Annotated in this window: 11 protein-coding genes; 3 read left to right on the top strand and 8 right to left on the bottom strand. The window is 74.2% G+C overall.

Going from position 1 to position 12,311, the window contains the following annotated elements; genetic code table 11:
- Positions 1-10: 10 nt before the first annotated feature.
- Both B085_RS0109040 and B085_RS0109045 read right to left on the bottom strand, forming a co-directional pair.
- Positions 11-850 (bottom strand): MEDS domain-containing protein, encoded by an 840-nt coding sequence (locus B085_RS0109040; RefSeq protein ID WP_158689696.1) that lies wholly within the window; start codon positions 848-850, stop codon positions 11-13.
- 110 nt (positions 851-960) lie between these two features.
- Complete coding sequence (locus B085_RS0109045) at positions 961-1,842, bottom strand: LLM class F420-dependent oxidoreductase (protein WP_018558252.1); 882 nt, start codon at positions 1,840-1,842, stop codon at positions 961-963.
- A 214-nt stretch (positions 1,843-2,056) separates the two neighbouring features.
- Here B085_RS0109045 and B085_RS0109050 point away from each other — a divergent pair, with 214 nt between their 5' ends.
- Positions 2,057-2,797, top strand: a complete 741-nt coding sequence (locus B085_RS0109050) for a response regulator transcription factor (RefSeq protein WP_018558253.1) — start codon at positions 2,057-2,059, stop codon at positions 2,795-2,797.
- Positions 2,798-2,819: 22 nt separating this feature from the next.
- Here the strand turns inward: B085_RS0109050 and B085_RS0109055 are convergent, their stop codons facing one another.
- From B085_RS0109055 to B085_RS0109075, 5 genes are all read right to left on the bottom strand, one after another.
- Complete coding sequence (locus B085_RS0109055) at positions 2,820-3,290, bottom strand: PPOX class F420-dependent oxidoreductase (RefSeq protein WP_018558254.1); 471 nt, start codon at positions 3,288-3,290, stop codon at positions 2,820-2,822.
- Between the two features lie 25 nt (positions 3,291-3,315).
- The gene (locus B085_RS0109060; protein ID WP_018558255.1) at positions 3,316-4,149 is read right to left on the bottom strand and encodes a YceI family protein; all 834 of its coding nucleotides are present in this window, start codon (positions 4,147-4,149) and stop codon (positions 3,316-3,318) included.
- Between the two features lie 146 nt (positions 4,150-4,295).
- Positions 4,296-6,776: an MFS transporter gene (locus B085_RS0109065; RefSeq protein WP_026250825.1), complete on the bottom strand. Its 2,481-nt coding sequence runs from the start codon at positions 6,774-6,776 to the stop codon at positions 4,296-4,298.
- Positions 6,777-6,787: 11 nt separating this feature from the next.
- Positions 6,788-7,243, bottom strand: coding sequence for a MarR family winged helix-turn-helix transcriptional regulator (locus B085_RS0109070; protein ID WP_018558257.1), 456 nt, complete (start codon positions 7,241-7,243; stop codon positions 6,788-6,790).
- Positions 7,244-7,395: 152 nt separating this feature from the next.
- Positions 7,396-8,331, bottom strand: a complete 936-nt coding sequence (locus tag B085_RS0109075) for an aldo/keto reductase (RefSeq protein ID WP_018558258.1) — start codon at positions 8,329-8,331, stop codon at positions 7,396-7,398.
- A 106-nt stretch (positions 8,332-8,437) separates the two neighbouring features.
- On the opposite strand from B085_RS0109075, the gene B085_RS49955 reads away from it, so the two are divergent.
- Positions 8,438-8,614: a hypothetical protein gene (locus B085_RS49955; protein ID WP_018558259.1), complete on the top strand. Its 177-nt coding sequence runs from the start codon at positions 8,438-8,440 to the stop codon at positions 8,612-8,614.
- A gap of 95 nt (positions 8,615-8,709) precedes the next feature.
- On the opposite strand, the gene B085_RS0109085 is transcribed toward B085_RS49955, so the two are convergent.
- The gene (locus B085_RS0109085; RefSeq protein WP_018558260.1) at positions 8,710-11,481 is read right to left on the bottom strand and encodes a helix-turn-helix transcriptional regulator; all 2,772 of its coding nucleotides are present in this window, start codon (positions 11,479-11,481) and stop codon (positions 8,710-8,712) included.
- A 146-nt stretch (positions 11,482-11,627) separates the two neighbouring features.
- Here B085_RS0109085 and B085_RS0109090 point away from each other — a divergent pair, with 146 nt between their 5' ends.
- Positions 11,628-12,302, top strand: a complete 675-nt coding sequence (locus B085_RS0109090; RefSeq protein WP_018558261.1) for an esterase/lipase family protein — start codon at positions 11,628-11,630, stop codon at positions 12,300-12,302.
- Positions 12,303-12,311: the final 9 nt, after the last annotated feature.

Here is a 12,311-nt window from a genome sequence, read left to right on the forward strand (position 1 = left end):
GGCCGCGGGTTCAGCTCTCCTCGAGGAGGAGCTGGGGGACCTCGGCCGCGCCGCACAGCCGCAGGGTGCGCGCGTGCAGCCGCGGGCAGCGGATGGTGACGCGGTCGGCGGGGCCGAGGGACGCCGCGTGGCGGATCAGGACGGATGCGCAGCGGGCGTCGATGAAGGACAGCCGGGTGAGGTCGACCTGGGCCGGCGGGCCGGAGGGCGCCGCGAAGGCGTGGCGGACGGCCAGTTCGAAGTCGTCGCGGGTGGCGAGGTCGGCGTCGCCGCGGAGGACGAGGGTGCGGCCGGTGTGCTCCGCGCGCAGGGAGCCGTGGCGCGGGCGGACGCAGACCGGGTGGGCGGCCCGGACCCTGTCGAGGAGCGAGGCCGCGCAGCGCCGCTCGTCGTACTCGCAGATGGTGGTGAGGCCGAGGCCCGCCAGCACCGGGGTCATGGCGGTCTCGTGGCCGAGCAGGCGGTCGCTGTCGAGGCCGGGACCCAGTGCCCAGGACATGTCGCCGGCGGCGCGCAGGCCCGAGAAGCCCTGTCCGTGGGCGGCGTTCGTCAGCGCGGTCCAGGCGGCGGCCGTGTCGTAGCCGGGGACCTCGGGGGTGATGACGAGCGCGCCGTGACGTAACGCGTCGGCGGCCCGGATCCCCCGCGCGGTGAGGCGGGTGACGGCCTCGTCCGGAGGTGTGCCGGGGCCGGTGAGGAGCAGCACGCGTTCGCCGCGGGCCAGGCCGATCGCGGTGAAGGCGGCGCGGATCTCCCAGCGGTCTTCCTCGTCCTGGAAGCCGAGGCAGGCATGGTCGCCGGACGCCATGCGGTCGACCGGGACGGTGCGGGGCACGGTGCCGCTGTCCATGGGGCCGAACATACGCCCGGCCCCATGGGGTGGCCGGGCGCTGAACGCCTTTGAGCGGAGCGTTCCGTTCCTGTTCGGTGGGATGCCGCCGGTTGCCTCCGGGCGGACCGTCAGTGACCGGCGGGCTTCAGCGCCTCCGCCAGCCGGCGCCATTGTTCGCGCGGCAGTCCGGACCCGTCCTCACCCGAGGCCAGTACCTGGACGGCGACGTGGTCGGCGCCCGCGTCGAGGAAGGCGTCGATCCGCTGCCGGACCCGCTCCTCGTCGCCCCAGCCGAAGAGCGCGTCGACCAGCCGGTCGCTGCCCCCGTCGGCGAGGTCGTCCTCGTCGAAGCCCAGGCGCAGCCAGTTGCCGGTGTAGTTGGGGAGCGTCAGGTAGAACGCGAGCATCTCCCTGGCGGTCTCACGGGCCCTCGTCGGGTCGCTCTCCAGGACGACCGTGAACTCCGGCGCCAGCAGCGGTCCTTCGCCCAGCGTGGCGCGGGCCTCGGCCGTGTGCTCGACGGTGACCAGGTACGGGTGGGCGCCCGCCGAGCGGTCGCGGGCGAGTTCCAGCATCCGCGGGCCCAGCGCGGCGAGTACCCGCCGGCCGGCCGGCGCACCGGCGGCGTCCAGCGCGTCGAGATAGGCGGTCATCGCGGCGTACGGGCGCTTGTACTGCTCGACGAGGCGGGCGTGGCTCACGCCGATCCCCAGCAGGAAGCGCCCGGGGTGGGCCGCCTCGAGCGCGGCCTGGCGGGCGGCGGCGTCCCCGGCCTCGTACTGCCAGATGCTGAGGATGCCGGTCGCGACGGTGATCGAGGAGGTGGCCGCGATCAGGGGGGCCGCGTGCTCGACGCCGCTGCTGCCGCCGAGCCACAGGGCGCCGTACCCCAGTTCCTCCAGTTCGGCCGCGGTCTCGGCCAGTTCGGCCGCCCGGGCCGGGTCGGGGTCGCGCAGCCCGGCGCTCCACAGGCCGTATCGTCCGATCGCCGGCGTCCGGCTGTCGCTCATGGGTCTTCTCCCGCCACGAAGTCCGTGTGAAGTCCGAAGAAGTTAGACGTCCTTCGCAGTAAAACGCGGTCCGCGGCCCGCGCATTCCCCGGCCGGCGGCGCGTCAGGGTGGTGTGCCCGCTTCTCGCGGCAGTTTCCGCGACGACAGGCGATTCTGAGGGAAATCACAGACGGCGGAAAGGGTGTTCTCAGGGGCGGCGCACAGGATGCGGGCATGACCGCGTCTCCCTCCCCCGCCGCCGGCCTCACGCGCCCCGACGGCTCACCTGTCCGGGTGCTCGTCGTCGACGACGAGAACGACCTCGCCGACCTGCTCTCCATGGCCCTGCGCTACGAGGGCTGGGACGTCACCACCGAACGCACCGGCTCCGAGGCGCTGCGCACCGCGCGCGAGCTGCGACCGGACGCCGTGGTCCTCGACGTCGTGCTCCCCGACATGGACGGGCCCGCGGTCCTGGCCCGCCTGCGCCGTGAGCTGCCCGGCGTGCCCGCGCTGTTTGTCACCGCCAAGGACGCCGTCGAGGACCGCATCGCGGGCCTCACCGCGGGCGGGGACGACTTCGTCACCAAGCCGTTCGGTCTGGAGGAGGTCGTGGCCCGGCTGCGCGGACTGCTGCGCCGGGCGGGGGCGGCCGCCGTCCGCCAGGACTCACTGCTGGTCGTGGGCGACCTCGTACTCGACGAGGACAGCCACGAGGTCAGCCGCGGCGGCCAGGGCGTCCACCTCACGGCGACCGAGTTCGAGCTGCTGCGGTACCTGATGCGCAATCCGCGCCGGGTGCTGAGCAAGGCGCAGATCCTCGACCGCGTCTGGTCCTACGACTTCGGGGGCCAGGCCAACGTCGTCGAGCTCTACATCTCCTACCTGCGCAAGAAGATCGACGCGGGCCGGCCCCCGATGATCCACACCCGGCGCGGCGCCGGTTACCTGATCAAACCGGGCGAGGCGCTGTGAGCCGCTCGTGCCGGGGCCGTCTCTAGTCCTTGGGGGCCAGTCGCGCCGGGAAGCCGCCCGTGGCGATGGGGCCCCAGTGCTCGGGGGTCACGCGGACCAGGGACTTGCCCTGCCTGACCATGGCCGCGCGGTACTCGTCCCAGTCCGGGTGCTCGCCCGCGATGTTGCGGTAGTACTCCACCAGGGGCTCGACGGAGTCGGGGGAGTCGATGACCTCGGCGGTGCCGTCGACCTGCACCCAGGGGCCGTCCCACTCGTCCGACAGGACGATGACCGAGGCGCGCGGGTCGCGGCGGGCGTTGCGGGCCTTGGCGCGTTCGGGGTACGTCGAGACGACCAGGCGCCCCGCGTCGTCGACCCCGCAGGTGACGGGGGAGCCCTGGGGGCGTCCGTCGGCGCGAGTGGTCAGTAGCAGTGCGCGGTGGCGCGGTCGTACGAATTCCAGCAGCTGATCGAGCTGGACGCTGGTGTTGGTCGCGATGTTGGCAGCCATGGACGGCAGCCTATGCGTCCCGCGGTCATACGGCGGGGAGGGCCGTCCCCTGGACCGCCTGGATGTCGAGGGTGATCCTGAGCGTGGTCCCCATGGTGGCGATGCCGGCCCGGACGACCTGGTTCCAGTTCATCGCGAAGTCCTCGCGGCGCAGTTCCGCCGTGGCGCGGAAGGCGGCGCGCACGCCGCCCCAGGGGTCCGGGCCGGTGCCCAGGCAGGCCAGGTCCAGGTCGACGGGGCGGGTGACCCCGCGCATCGCCAGCTCCCCGTGGACGGTCCACCGGTCGCCGCCGGCCGGCTCCAGCGAGGTGCTGCGGTAGGTGACGGTCGGGTGCTCGCGGACGTCGAGGAAGTCGGCGGAGCGCAGGTGTTCGTCGCGGGTGCCGTTCCCCGTGTCGATCGACGCCGCGTCGATCACGGCCTCGACGGACGAGGCGAGCGGCTGCTCCGCGACGTCGATCCGGCCCGCGAAGGTCCTGAAGCGGCCGTGCACGCTGGACAGGCCCAGGTGCTGGGCGACCGCGCCGACCTCGGAGTGCGCCGGGTCGATCGTCCACGGTCCGGGCGGCGGCAGTTCGAGGCCGCCCGCGCGGTCCAGCAGCAGTGTCCCGAGGTCCGCCGAGCCGGAGGCCGTCACCAGTGCCGTCGCGGCGGCCGGGCGGTAGCCCACGGCCGTCACGATCACGGTGTACGCGCCGGGGGCCAGCGCCGCGGTGCGCACGGCGCCCTGGGCGTCCGCGGGCTCCCGCGCGATCTGCTGCCCGGTCATGTCGGTGACGGTGACCACGGCGTGCGGCACCGCCCAGCCGTCCTTCGTCCGGATCCGCCCGCGCAGCCCGGTTCCTGCCGTCGTGTCCATGTACCTCGCTCGCCTTCGGTGTGTTCCCCCGGCCGGGCCCGGTCCGGACGGTCCTGGCCGTCCCCTGCCCGGCCGTCCCGGCCGGGCCCGTTCGTCCCCCGTCCACCGGCCCGTGCGTCTGCGCGGCGCACGGACCGGCCGATGGTTCACCCCTCGGGGTGGTTCAGCTCGACGTCGAAGCCGGCCTCGGGGCCGGTCGCGGCGCCGTTGCCGACGGTGACCTGGGTGGCCACCGGCGGGTAGCCGCTTGCGACCAGCGAGTACTCGCCGGCGTCCAGGTCGCCGAAGGCGTACGCCCCGTCGGAGCCGGTGGTGGCGGTCGCCACCACGTTCCCGGCCGCGTCGATCAGCGTGACGCGGGCCTCCGGGAGCGGTGTCCGCGCGGTGCCGCCGAGCACGGTGCCCTGCAGGCGGGCTCCGGCGCGGAGCGGGACCTCGACGTGGGTCGGGCCGTTGCCCGCGACCTCGACCGGCAGCGCGGCCGGCCGGTAGCCGGCGGCGTTGACGGCCAGGGTGAAGTCGCCCGCCGGCAGGTCCTCGAAGCCGAAGGCGCCGTCGGCCCCGGTGCCGCCGGTGGCCAGGACCTCGCCGCGCACGTCGGTCACCACGACCATGGCGCCCGCGACGGGTATGCCGGTCGCCTCGGCGACCACCGTGCCGGTGAGCCCGCTGGTGCCGGCCAGGACCACGTCGTACGGGACGGGCTCCTCGCCGACCACCACGGTGGAGGCCTGCGGCTGGTGGCCGTCGGCGGCGGCGATGAGGACGTACGAGCCGGCGCCGGGCGCGATCAGCTCGTAGCCGCCGTCCGCGCGGGTGGAGGCGCGGCCGAGCTGGCGGCCGGTGAGCGAGATCAGGGTGAGCGTGGCCCGTTCGACGCCCGCGCCCTCGGAGCCGCGCACCTGGCCGTGGATCGCGGTGCCCTCGGCCGGCAGGGGGACCACCGGCGCGGCCACGCTGACCGCCTCGGCGGTCTCGGCCGCGGTCTCGGCGAGGGTCTCGGCCGCGGAGGCCTGGGCCGGTACGGCCGGGGTCTGCTCGGCGTGGCCGGGGACACCGGCCGCCTGCTGCAGACCGCTCGCGGTCTTGAGCGGCACTTCCTTGATGAAGATCACCAGCAGTAGCGCGAGGAACGCCACGGGTGCCGCGACCAGGAAGACGTCGCCGGCGCCGTGGCCGTACGCGCTCTCCACGACGTGGCGGATCGGGGCGGGCAGCGTGCCCAGGTCGGGAATGCCGCCGGCGGACTCGCCGCCGGACTTCACGCCCAGGGCGGCCAGGCCGTCCGCGACGTAGTGCGTCACGCGGTTGCCGAGCACCGCGCCCAGCGCGGAGACGCCGATCGCGCCACCGAGGGTGCGGAAGAAGGTGACGACGGAACTGGCGGCACCGAGGTCGGCGGCGCCCACCTGGTTCTGCACGGCCAGCACCAGGTTCTGCAGCATCATGCCGACGCCGAGGCCCAGCAGCGCCATGTAGAGCGCCAGGTGCCAGTACGGGGTGTCGGAGCGCATCGAGCCCAGCAGGGCGAGGCCGCCGGTGAGCAGTACCCCGCCGGAGACCAGGAACGCCTTCCAGCGGCCGGTGCGGGTGATGATCAGGCCGGAGACGGTGGAGGAGAGGAACAGGCCGGCGATCAGCGGGATGGTCATGACGCCGGACATCGTCGGCGACTCGCCCCGCGCCAGCTGGAAGTACTGGCTGAGGAAGACCGTGCTGCCGAACATCCCGGTGCCGACGAACATCGAGGCGGCCGAGGTCAGGCTGATGGTCTTGTTGCGGAACAGCCGCAGCGGCATGATCGGCTCGCTCGCGCGGGACTCGACCAGGACGAAGACCAGGACGAGCAGCAGCGCGCCCGCGGTCATGGCGTAGGTCTGCCAGGAGATCCAGTCGTACTTGTCGCCGGCGAAGGTGACCCAGACCAGCAGCAGGCTGACGGCGGCGGTGACGAAGAAGGCACCCGCCCAGTCGACCTTGACCCGGCGCCTGGCGACCGGCAGGTGCAGGGTCTTCTGCAGCACGATCAGCGCGATGATCGCGAAGGGCACGCCGACGTAGAAGCACCAGCGCCAGCCGAGCCAGTCGGTGTCGACGATGACGCCGCCGAGCAGCGGGCCGCCGACGGTGCCGAGGGCGAAGGCCGCACCGAGGTAGCCGCTGTACCGGCCGCGCTCGCGCGGGGAGATCATCGCGGCCATGATGACCTGGGTCAGCGCGGTCAGACCGCCGGCGCCTATGCCCTGGACGACACGGCAGGCGATGAGCATGCCGGCGTTCTGCGACAGACCCGCGACCAGCGAGCCCACCACGTAGATCACCAGCGCCAGCTGGACCAGCAGCTTCTTGCTGAACAGGTCCGAGAGCTTGCCCCACAGCGGCGTGGTGGCGGTGGTGGAGAGCAGGGCCGCGGTGACGACCCAGGTGTAGGCACTCTGCCCGCCGTGCAGATCGGAGATGATCCTCGGCAGGGCGTTGGAGACGATCGTGGACGACAGGATCGCCACGAACAAGCCGAGGATCAGCCCTGTCAGGGCTCGTACGATCTGCCGGTGCGACATGGGGGCCGCGTGTCCTGCGTGGGCATCGGTCCCCCGCACACCGGTCGGTGGTGCGGTTGTTGCCATCGTCATCCTCTTCACGTCGTGGAGTGTGTACGGGGGCGGCAGTCGGCGGCGAAGTCCCTGCGCAGCCGGTCCAGCAGCCGGGAGAACTCGGTGACGTCCTCGTCCGGCCAGTCCCTCAGGTGGTGGGCCAGCGCCTCGGCGACCCGGTTCTGGGCGGCGCGCAGCATGTCCGCGCCGCCGGGGGTCAGACGCAGCAACCGCGACCGCTTGTCGTGCGGGTCGGGCAGCCGGTCGATCCAGCCGCGCTCGGCGAGGTGGGCCACGTGTCTGCTGGTGACGGACATGTCGACCTCCAGCAGCTCGGCCAGCCGGCTCATCCGCAGCTCGCCGTGTCGGCTGATCACCGAGAGCACGCCGAGCGACGCCGGCGGGCACTGCGGTGGACAGGCCCGGCTGAGTTCGCGGGCGACCACCGGGATCGCGCGCAGCTGGCTCGCGAGCTCCGCGAACTGCTCCTGCGTCGCCATGGCGCCTCGCTTCCCGACTCTTGTTGGTTGCCTCAAGCAACCTTAGAAACGTTTGGTTGCTGCAGGCAAATTCTTTCGGGTAAAAACCTCCAAAAGGAACGACCCGCCTCCGGCCGAGGAGGCGGGTCGTCGGATGAAAGCCGCAGTCCAGATCAGACAGATGCCTTCGTGAGCTGGTCCAGCTCCGCGGCGGTCAGCTCCAGGGCCATCGACGCCAGCAGCGCGGACAGCTGCCCGGGCGTACGGGCGCTGGCGATCGGCGCCACGACGGTCGGCTGCGACCGCAGCCAGGCCAGCGCGACGCTCGCCGGCTCCACGCCGTGCGCGGCCGCGACCTCGTCCAGCGCGGCCAGCACCCGCGGCCCGCGCTCCGACCCCAGGTAGGCGCCCGCGCCCTCCGCCCGGGGGCTGTCCACCGTGACGCCGGGCCGGTACTTGCCGGTGAGGAAGCCCCGGGCCAGACCGAAGTACGGCACGGAGGCGAGACCGTGCGCCTGGACGACCTCGCGCAGCGGACCCTCGTACTGCTCCCGCTCCACCAGGTTGTAGTGCTGCTGCAGCGCAACGTACTTGGTCAGGCCCTCGCGGTCGGCGAACTCCAGCGAGGCCGCCAGCCGCTCGGGGCTGATGTTGGAGGCCGCGACGTGGCGGACCTTGCCCTCGCGGACCAGCCCGTCCAGAGCGGTGACGATCTCCTCGACCGGGGTCTCGGGGTCGTCGTAGTGCGTGTAGTAGAGGTCGATCCGGTCGGTGCCCAGCCTGCGCAGCGACTCCTCCGCGGCGGCCTTGACCGTCGCGGCCTTCAGGCCCTTGAAGTCGGGGTGGGAGCCGACCTTGGTGGCGACGAGGACGTCGTCGCGGCGGCCTCGCTTGGCGAGCCAGGAGCCGATCACGGTCTCGGACTCCCCGCCGCTGTGGCCCGGGACCCACGCCGAGTACACGTCCGCGGTGTCGACGAAGTTGCCGCCCGCCTCCGCGTAGGAGTCCAGCACCTCGAAGGAGGTCGCCTCGTCCGCGGTCCAGCCGAAGACGTTGCCGCCGAGACAGAGGGGGGAGACGTCGAGATCAGAGTTGCCGATGAGTGCCATGTGGACTTGGACGCGGCGGCGGCAAGCGGTATTCCCCGGCTGTTCCCCTCGTCAACGGCGGACCTGGGGTGACCTGCCCGACACGACTTCGCTAGGGTCCTGCCCCATGACTACCCCTGACAACAACTACGACCCGGCCGGCAACACGCAGATGTTCCGCGCCTTCGTCGACGAGGAGCCCGCCCAGGTCCAGGCCGCGGGCGGCAACAAGACCGGGCTGATCGTCGGCGTCATCGCGGCCGTCGTCGTGATCGCCGCCGTGGTCTGGTTCGCGGTCGCCTGACCGGCGCGCCACACCACGTCCACCGACACCGGACGCCGGCGGTCGCCGGCCGTCCGGCGGTCGTCGTGCGCCGGTGCCCGGCGGCCCCGCCCCGCTCAGCGGAACAGCGACGCCAGCTCGACGCGCGAGCGCACCCCGAGTCGGCTGAAGATGTTCCGCAGGTGGTACTCGACCGTCCGCGTGCTGAGCAGCAGCAGATCGGCGATCTCGCGATTGGTGGCGCCCTGCGCCACCAGCTCGCAGATCCTCGTCTGCTGCGCCGTCAGCTCCCGGCGGCCGCCGGGCTCCCGGTCCACCGGGCCCACCCGGTCACCGGCGGCGCGCAGTTCGGCCGCGGCCCGTTCCGCCCAGGGGCGGGCGTCGAACTGCCGGAACACGGACACCGCGTCGCGCAGCAGGCCGCGGGCCTCGCCGGGCCGGCGGGTGCGTCGCAGCCTGGAGGCGTAGAACAGCTCCGTCTTGGCCATCTCCAGGACGGTGTCGTCTCCTTGGTGGAGCCGCAGCGCCTCCCGGAAGTGCGCCACGGCGCTCGCGTCGTCCTCCGCCAGCAGCCCGTGGCAGCGGTGCGCCAGCGCCAGCCGGACGCTGCTGCGGCTCGCCGTCGCCCAGTGCTCGTACGCGCGCAGCGCCCCCGCGGCCTTCGCCCGCTGCCCGCAGCGGACCGCCGCCTCGACGAAGTGGGGCGCCGCCATCCCCCGGACCGCCAGATTCACCTGGCCCGCGCCGCCGCGCATGCGGGCGAAGCGGGACAGCGCGTCGGCGGGCCGGTCCGCGGCGAGGTCCGCGCAGGCGGACACCCAGCAGTTGAAGGCCCCGGGACGGCCCAGCCCCCGTACGGCGACGGCGCGTTCGGCGGCCGCCAACCGCAGCCCGGCGGTGGCGCTGTCGCCCTGCAGCGCGGCGAGCAGCGCCAGCACCGAGAGGTGGTCCACGGCGAGGTTGCGCTGGCCGGTCGCCTCCGAGAGCCGCAGCCCCTCCTCTGCGGCGGCCCCGGCGGCGGCGTACCGGTCGAGCGCCAGAGCGCACAGGGCCTCGTAGACCAGGGCCGCCGGCACCAGCGCGCCCGCACCCTGCCGCCGCGCCCGGTGCACGGCCGAGGCCGCGAGGGCCAGCGCCCTCGGTGCGTCCCCCAGGGTGTACGCGGCCTGGGCGGCCCAGATCGCGGATTCCGGGTCCGTCAGCGTCTCGGCGAGCCGGACCACCCGGCGCAGCGCCCACTGCGCGTGGTCGTGCCGGCCCCGGAAGGTCGCCGCGAGTCCCGCGAAGTGGTCGAAGACCAGTCGCTGTTCCGGTGGGTCGTCGCTGCGGCGCAGGGCGCCGGCACGGTCGGCGAGGCCGAAGAACGCGGCGAAGTCGCCCGTCAGGCACCCCGCCTCGCCGGCCAGCATCAGGGCCCGTACGGCCGGTGCGCGCCGGTCGGCGGGGAAGCCGCCGACCGCGGCGGTCAGGTCGCGGCAGGCCACGGCGGGCACCCCGTCGCGCAGTTCGATCTCGCCCCGGACCAGCGCGCCCGGTGCCCCGCCCGGTGCCGGTCCGCCCTGGGCTCCGGCCCGGCGCATCAGGCCGCGCGCCCGCCGCGTGTCCCCGGCGGCCTGGGCGTCGGCGGCGGCCGCGACCAGCCAGCGGACCCGGGTGCGCGGACGGGCGGCGACCTCGGCGCCCCGCTCCCACGCGGCGGCGGCCGCGGCGTGACCGGCCGACCGGCGGGCGGACCCGGCCGCTGCCTCCAGCTCCCGTTCCGGCCCCGGTGACGGGCCGGCGGAGCGGCCGAGCCGGTGGAGCGCCCGGAACAGCCGGGCGGCCGGGGGGTCGAGCACCGAGGCGAGCGTCCCGTACGCGGCCAGCCGGTCGGCGGGGGAGAGCAGTCCGGTCAGCGAGGCGCGCAGCAGCCGTCCCGGCACGGTCGCCGTCCCGTCGCGCACCTCGACCAGCCCGTGGGCCCGGGCCTCCTCGACAGCGCCGGCGCCCGGCCCGCGGCGGCGGGCCGCGCATTCCAGCACGGGTACGGCCAGCGGCCCGCCGCAGAGCAGCAGCGCCACCACGGCGCGGGCGCCCGGGGTGAGCGCGTGGAAGCGCTCCCGGTGCCGCTCGCGCAGCCTGCTCCCCTCGGGCAGCGCGGGCGGTTCGGGCAGCCGCCCGTCCACGGCCGCCCCGGCGAGTTCCACCAGGGCCAGCGGATTGCCGGCGGCCAGGCCGAGCACCATGACCGCGTCCGAGCCGTGCGGGGGCATCCCGGGGAAGCGGTCGGCGAGCGTGCGGCGCGCGGCGTCCGGTGGCAGCGGTCCCAGGCGCAGGACGTCCAGGCCCTCCAGCGCGGCGGAGACGGGGCAGGCCTCGTCGGCGGCGAACACCACGGCGGCGGCGAGACCGGTGAGGCGGCGCGCCGCCATGCCGAGCGCGCGCAGCGTGGCGGGGTCCAGCCACTGCGCGTCGTCCACGCACCACAGCAGCGGTGCCGGGCGGGCGAGTTCGGCCACCAGGCCGGACAGCGCGGCGCCCAGCGCGAGTTCGCCCCCGAAGGGCTCCCTCCCGGCGAGGACCTCGGCCAGCGCCGCGCCGTACGGTCCCGGCAGGGTCCGGACGCGCGGGGCGACCGGCAGCAGGGTGCGGTGGAGGCCGGCGAGCGGGACCCGTGCCTCGGCCCGTACCCCGTCGGTGCGCAGCACGGTCGCGCCGGCCGCCGCCGCGGTGCGCGCCGCGGCGGCGAGCAGCGCGGTGCGTCCGGTGCCCGGTCCGCCGAGCAGCAGCAGCGCCCGTCCCCCGCCCTGCGGGGCCGGTCCCGGCAGGGCGTCCAGGAGGGTGCGTTCGCGGTCCCGGCCGTACAGCGCCGGCGGCCACGCGGCGGGTTCGCTCCGTCCGGCCTCCATGACGCCAGTGTCTGCTGGCGCCCATCGGGAGGGAAGGGCCGTGCGTCATGTTCCGTTCATGACAGGAACGACACTGGTGATTCCACCGGTCCGCCGCCCGCGGTTCGCTCCGAGACTCCTGTCGACCCCCACGACAAGGAGTTCAGATGCGACGAATATGGGCGATCCTGCTCACCGTGGCGGCTGCCGTCGGCCTCGGCACCTTCGTGGCGCCGGGCACCGCGAACGCCGCGACTCACACCCCGGTCGTCTTCGTGCACGGCTACACCGGCAGCGCGAGCAACTGGGACTACGCGGAGACGGTCTTCGTGGCCGGCGGCTACAGCCGCGGCGAGCTCTTCGCGTACGAGTACAACTGGGCGCAGTCGAACAAGACCAGCGCCGCGGGACTGGCGAGCTATGTGCGCCAGGTGCTGGCCCGCACCGGCGCGGCCAAGGTCGACATCGTCAACCACTCGATGGGCGGCCTGGTCACCCAGTGGTACCTCACACAGCTCGGCGGAACCTCGTCCGTCCGCCGGGTCGCCTCGGTCGCGGGCGCGAACCACGGCACCACCTTCGCCTCGGCGTGCGTGATCTACGCGTCCTGCGTCGAGATGCTCCCGGGCTCGTCCTTCGTCCGCACCATCAGCAGCGGTGACGAGACGCCGGGCAGCACGGTCTACGCGACCTGGTACTCGCCGTGCGACGGAGTGATCATCCCCTACACCAGCACCCCGTTGAGCGGCGCGAACAACCACCTGGTGGCGTGCACGACCCACATCGGGTTCCTCACCGACACCGGCAGCCTCGGCCAGATCCGCTCCTACCTGGCCGGCTGAGCGCACCAC

The sequence above is a fragment of the Streptomyces sp. BoleA5 genome (genome assembly GCF_000373665.1).
GTDB lineage: Bacteria > Actinomycetota > Actinomycetes > Streptomycetales > Streptomycetaceae > Actinacidiphila.

Coding starts and splice junctions, on each gene's coding strand:
- B085_RS0109090 (WP_018558261.1), top strand. CDS start 11,628: ATGCGACGAATATGGGCGATCCTGCTCACCGTGGCGGCTGCCGTCGGC.
- B085_RS0109065 (WP_026250825.1), bottom strand. CDS start 6,776: ATGGCAACAACCGCACCACCGACCGGTGTGCGGGGGACCGATGCCCAC.
- B085_RS49955 (WP_018558259.1), top strand. CDS start 8,438: ATGACTACCCCTGACAACAACTACGACCCGGCCGGCAACACGCAGATG.
- B085_RS0109045 (WP_018558252.1), bottom strand. CDS start 1,842: ATGAGCGACAGCCGGACGCCGGCGATCGGACGATACGGCCTGTGGAGC.
- B085_RS0109075 (WP_018558258.1), bottom strand. CDS start 8,331: ATGGCACTCATCGGCAACTCTGATCTCGACGTCTCCCCCCTCTGTCTC.
- B085_RS0109085 (WP_018558260.1), bottom strand. CDS start 11,481: ATGGAGGCCGGACGGAGCGAACCCGCCGCGTGGCCGCCGGCGCTGTAC.
- B085_RS0109055 (WP_018558254.1), bottom strand. CDS start 3,290: ATGGCTGCCAACATCGCGACCAACACCAGCGTCCAGCTCGATCAGCTG.
- B085_RS0109050 (WP_018558253.1), top strand. CDS start 2,057: ATGACCGCGTCTCCCTCCCCCGCCGCCGGCCTCACGCGCCCCGACGGC.
- B085_RS0109040 (WP_158689696.1), bottom strand. CDS start 850: ATGGACAGCGGCACCGTGCCCCGCACCGTCCCGGTCGACCGCATGGCG.
- B085_RS0109070 (WP_018558257.1), bottom strand. CDS start 7,243: ATGGCGACGCAGGAGCAGTTCGCGGAGCTCGCGAGCCAGCTGCGCGCG.
- B085_RS0109060 (WP_018558255.1), bottom strand. CDS start 4,149: ATGGACACGACGGCAGGAACCGGGCTGCGCGGGCGGATCCGGACGAAG.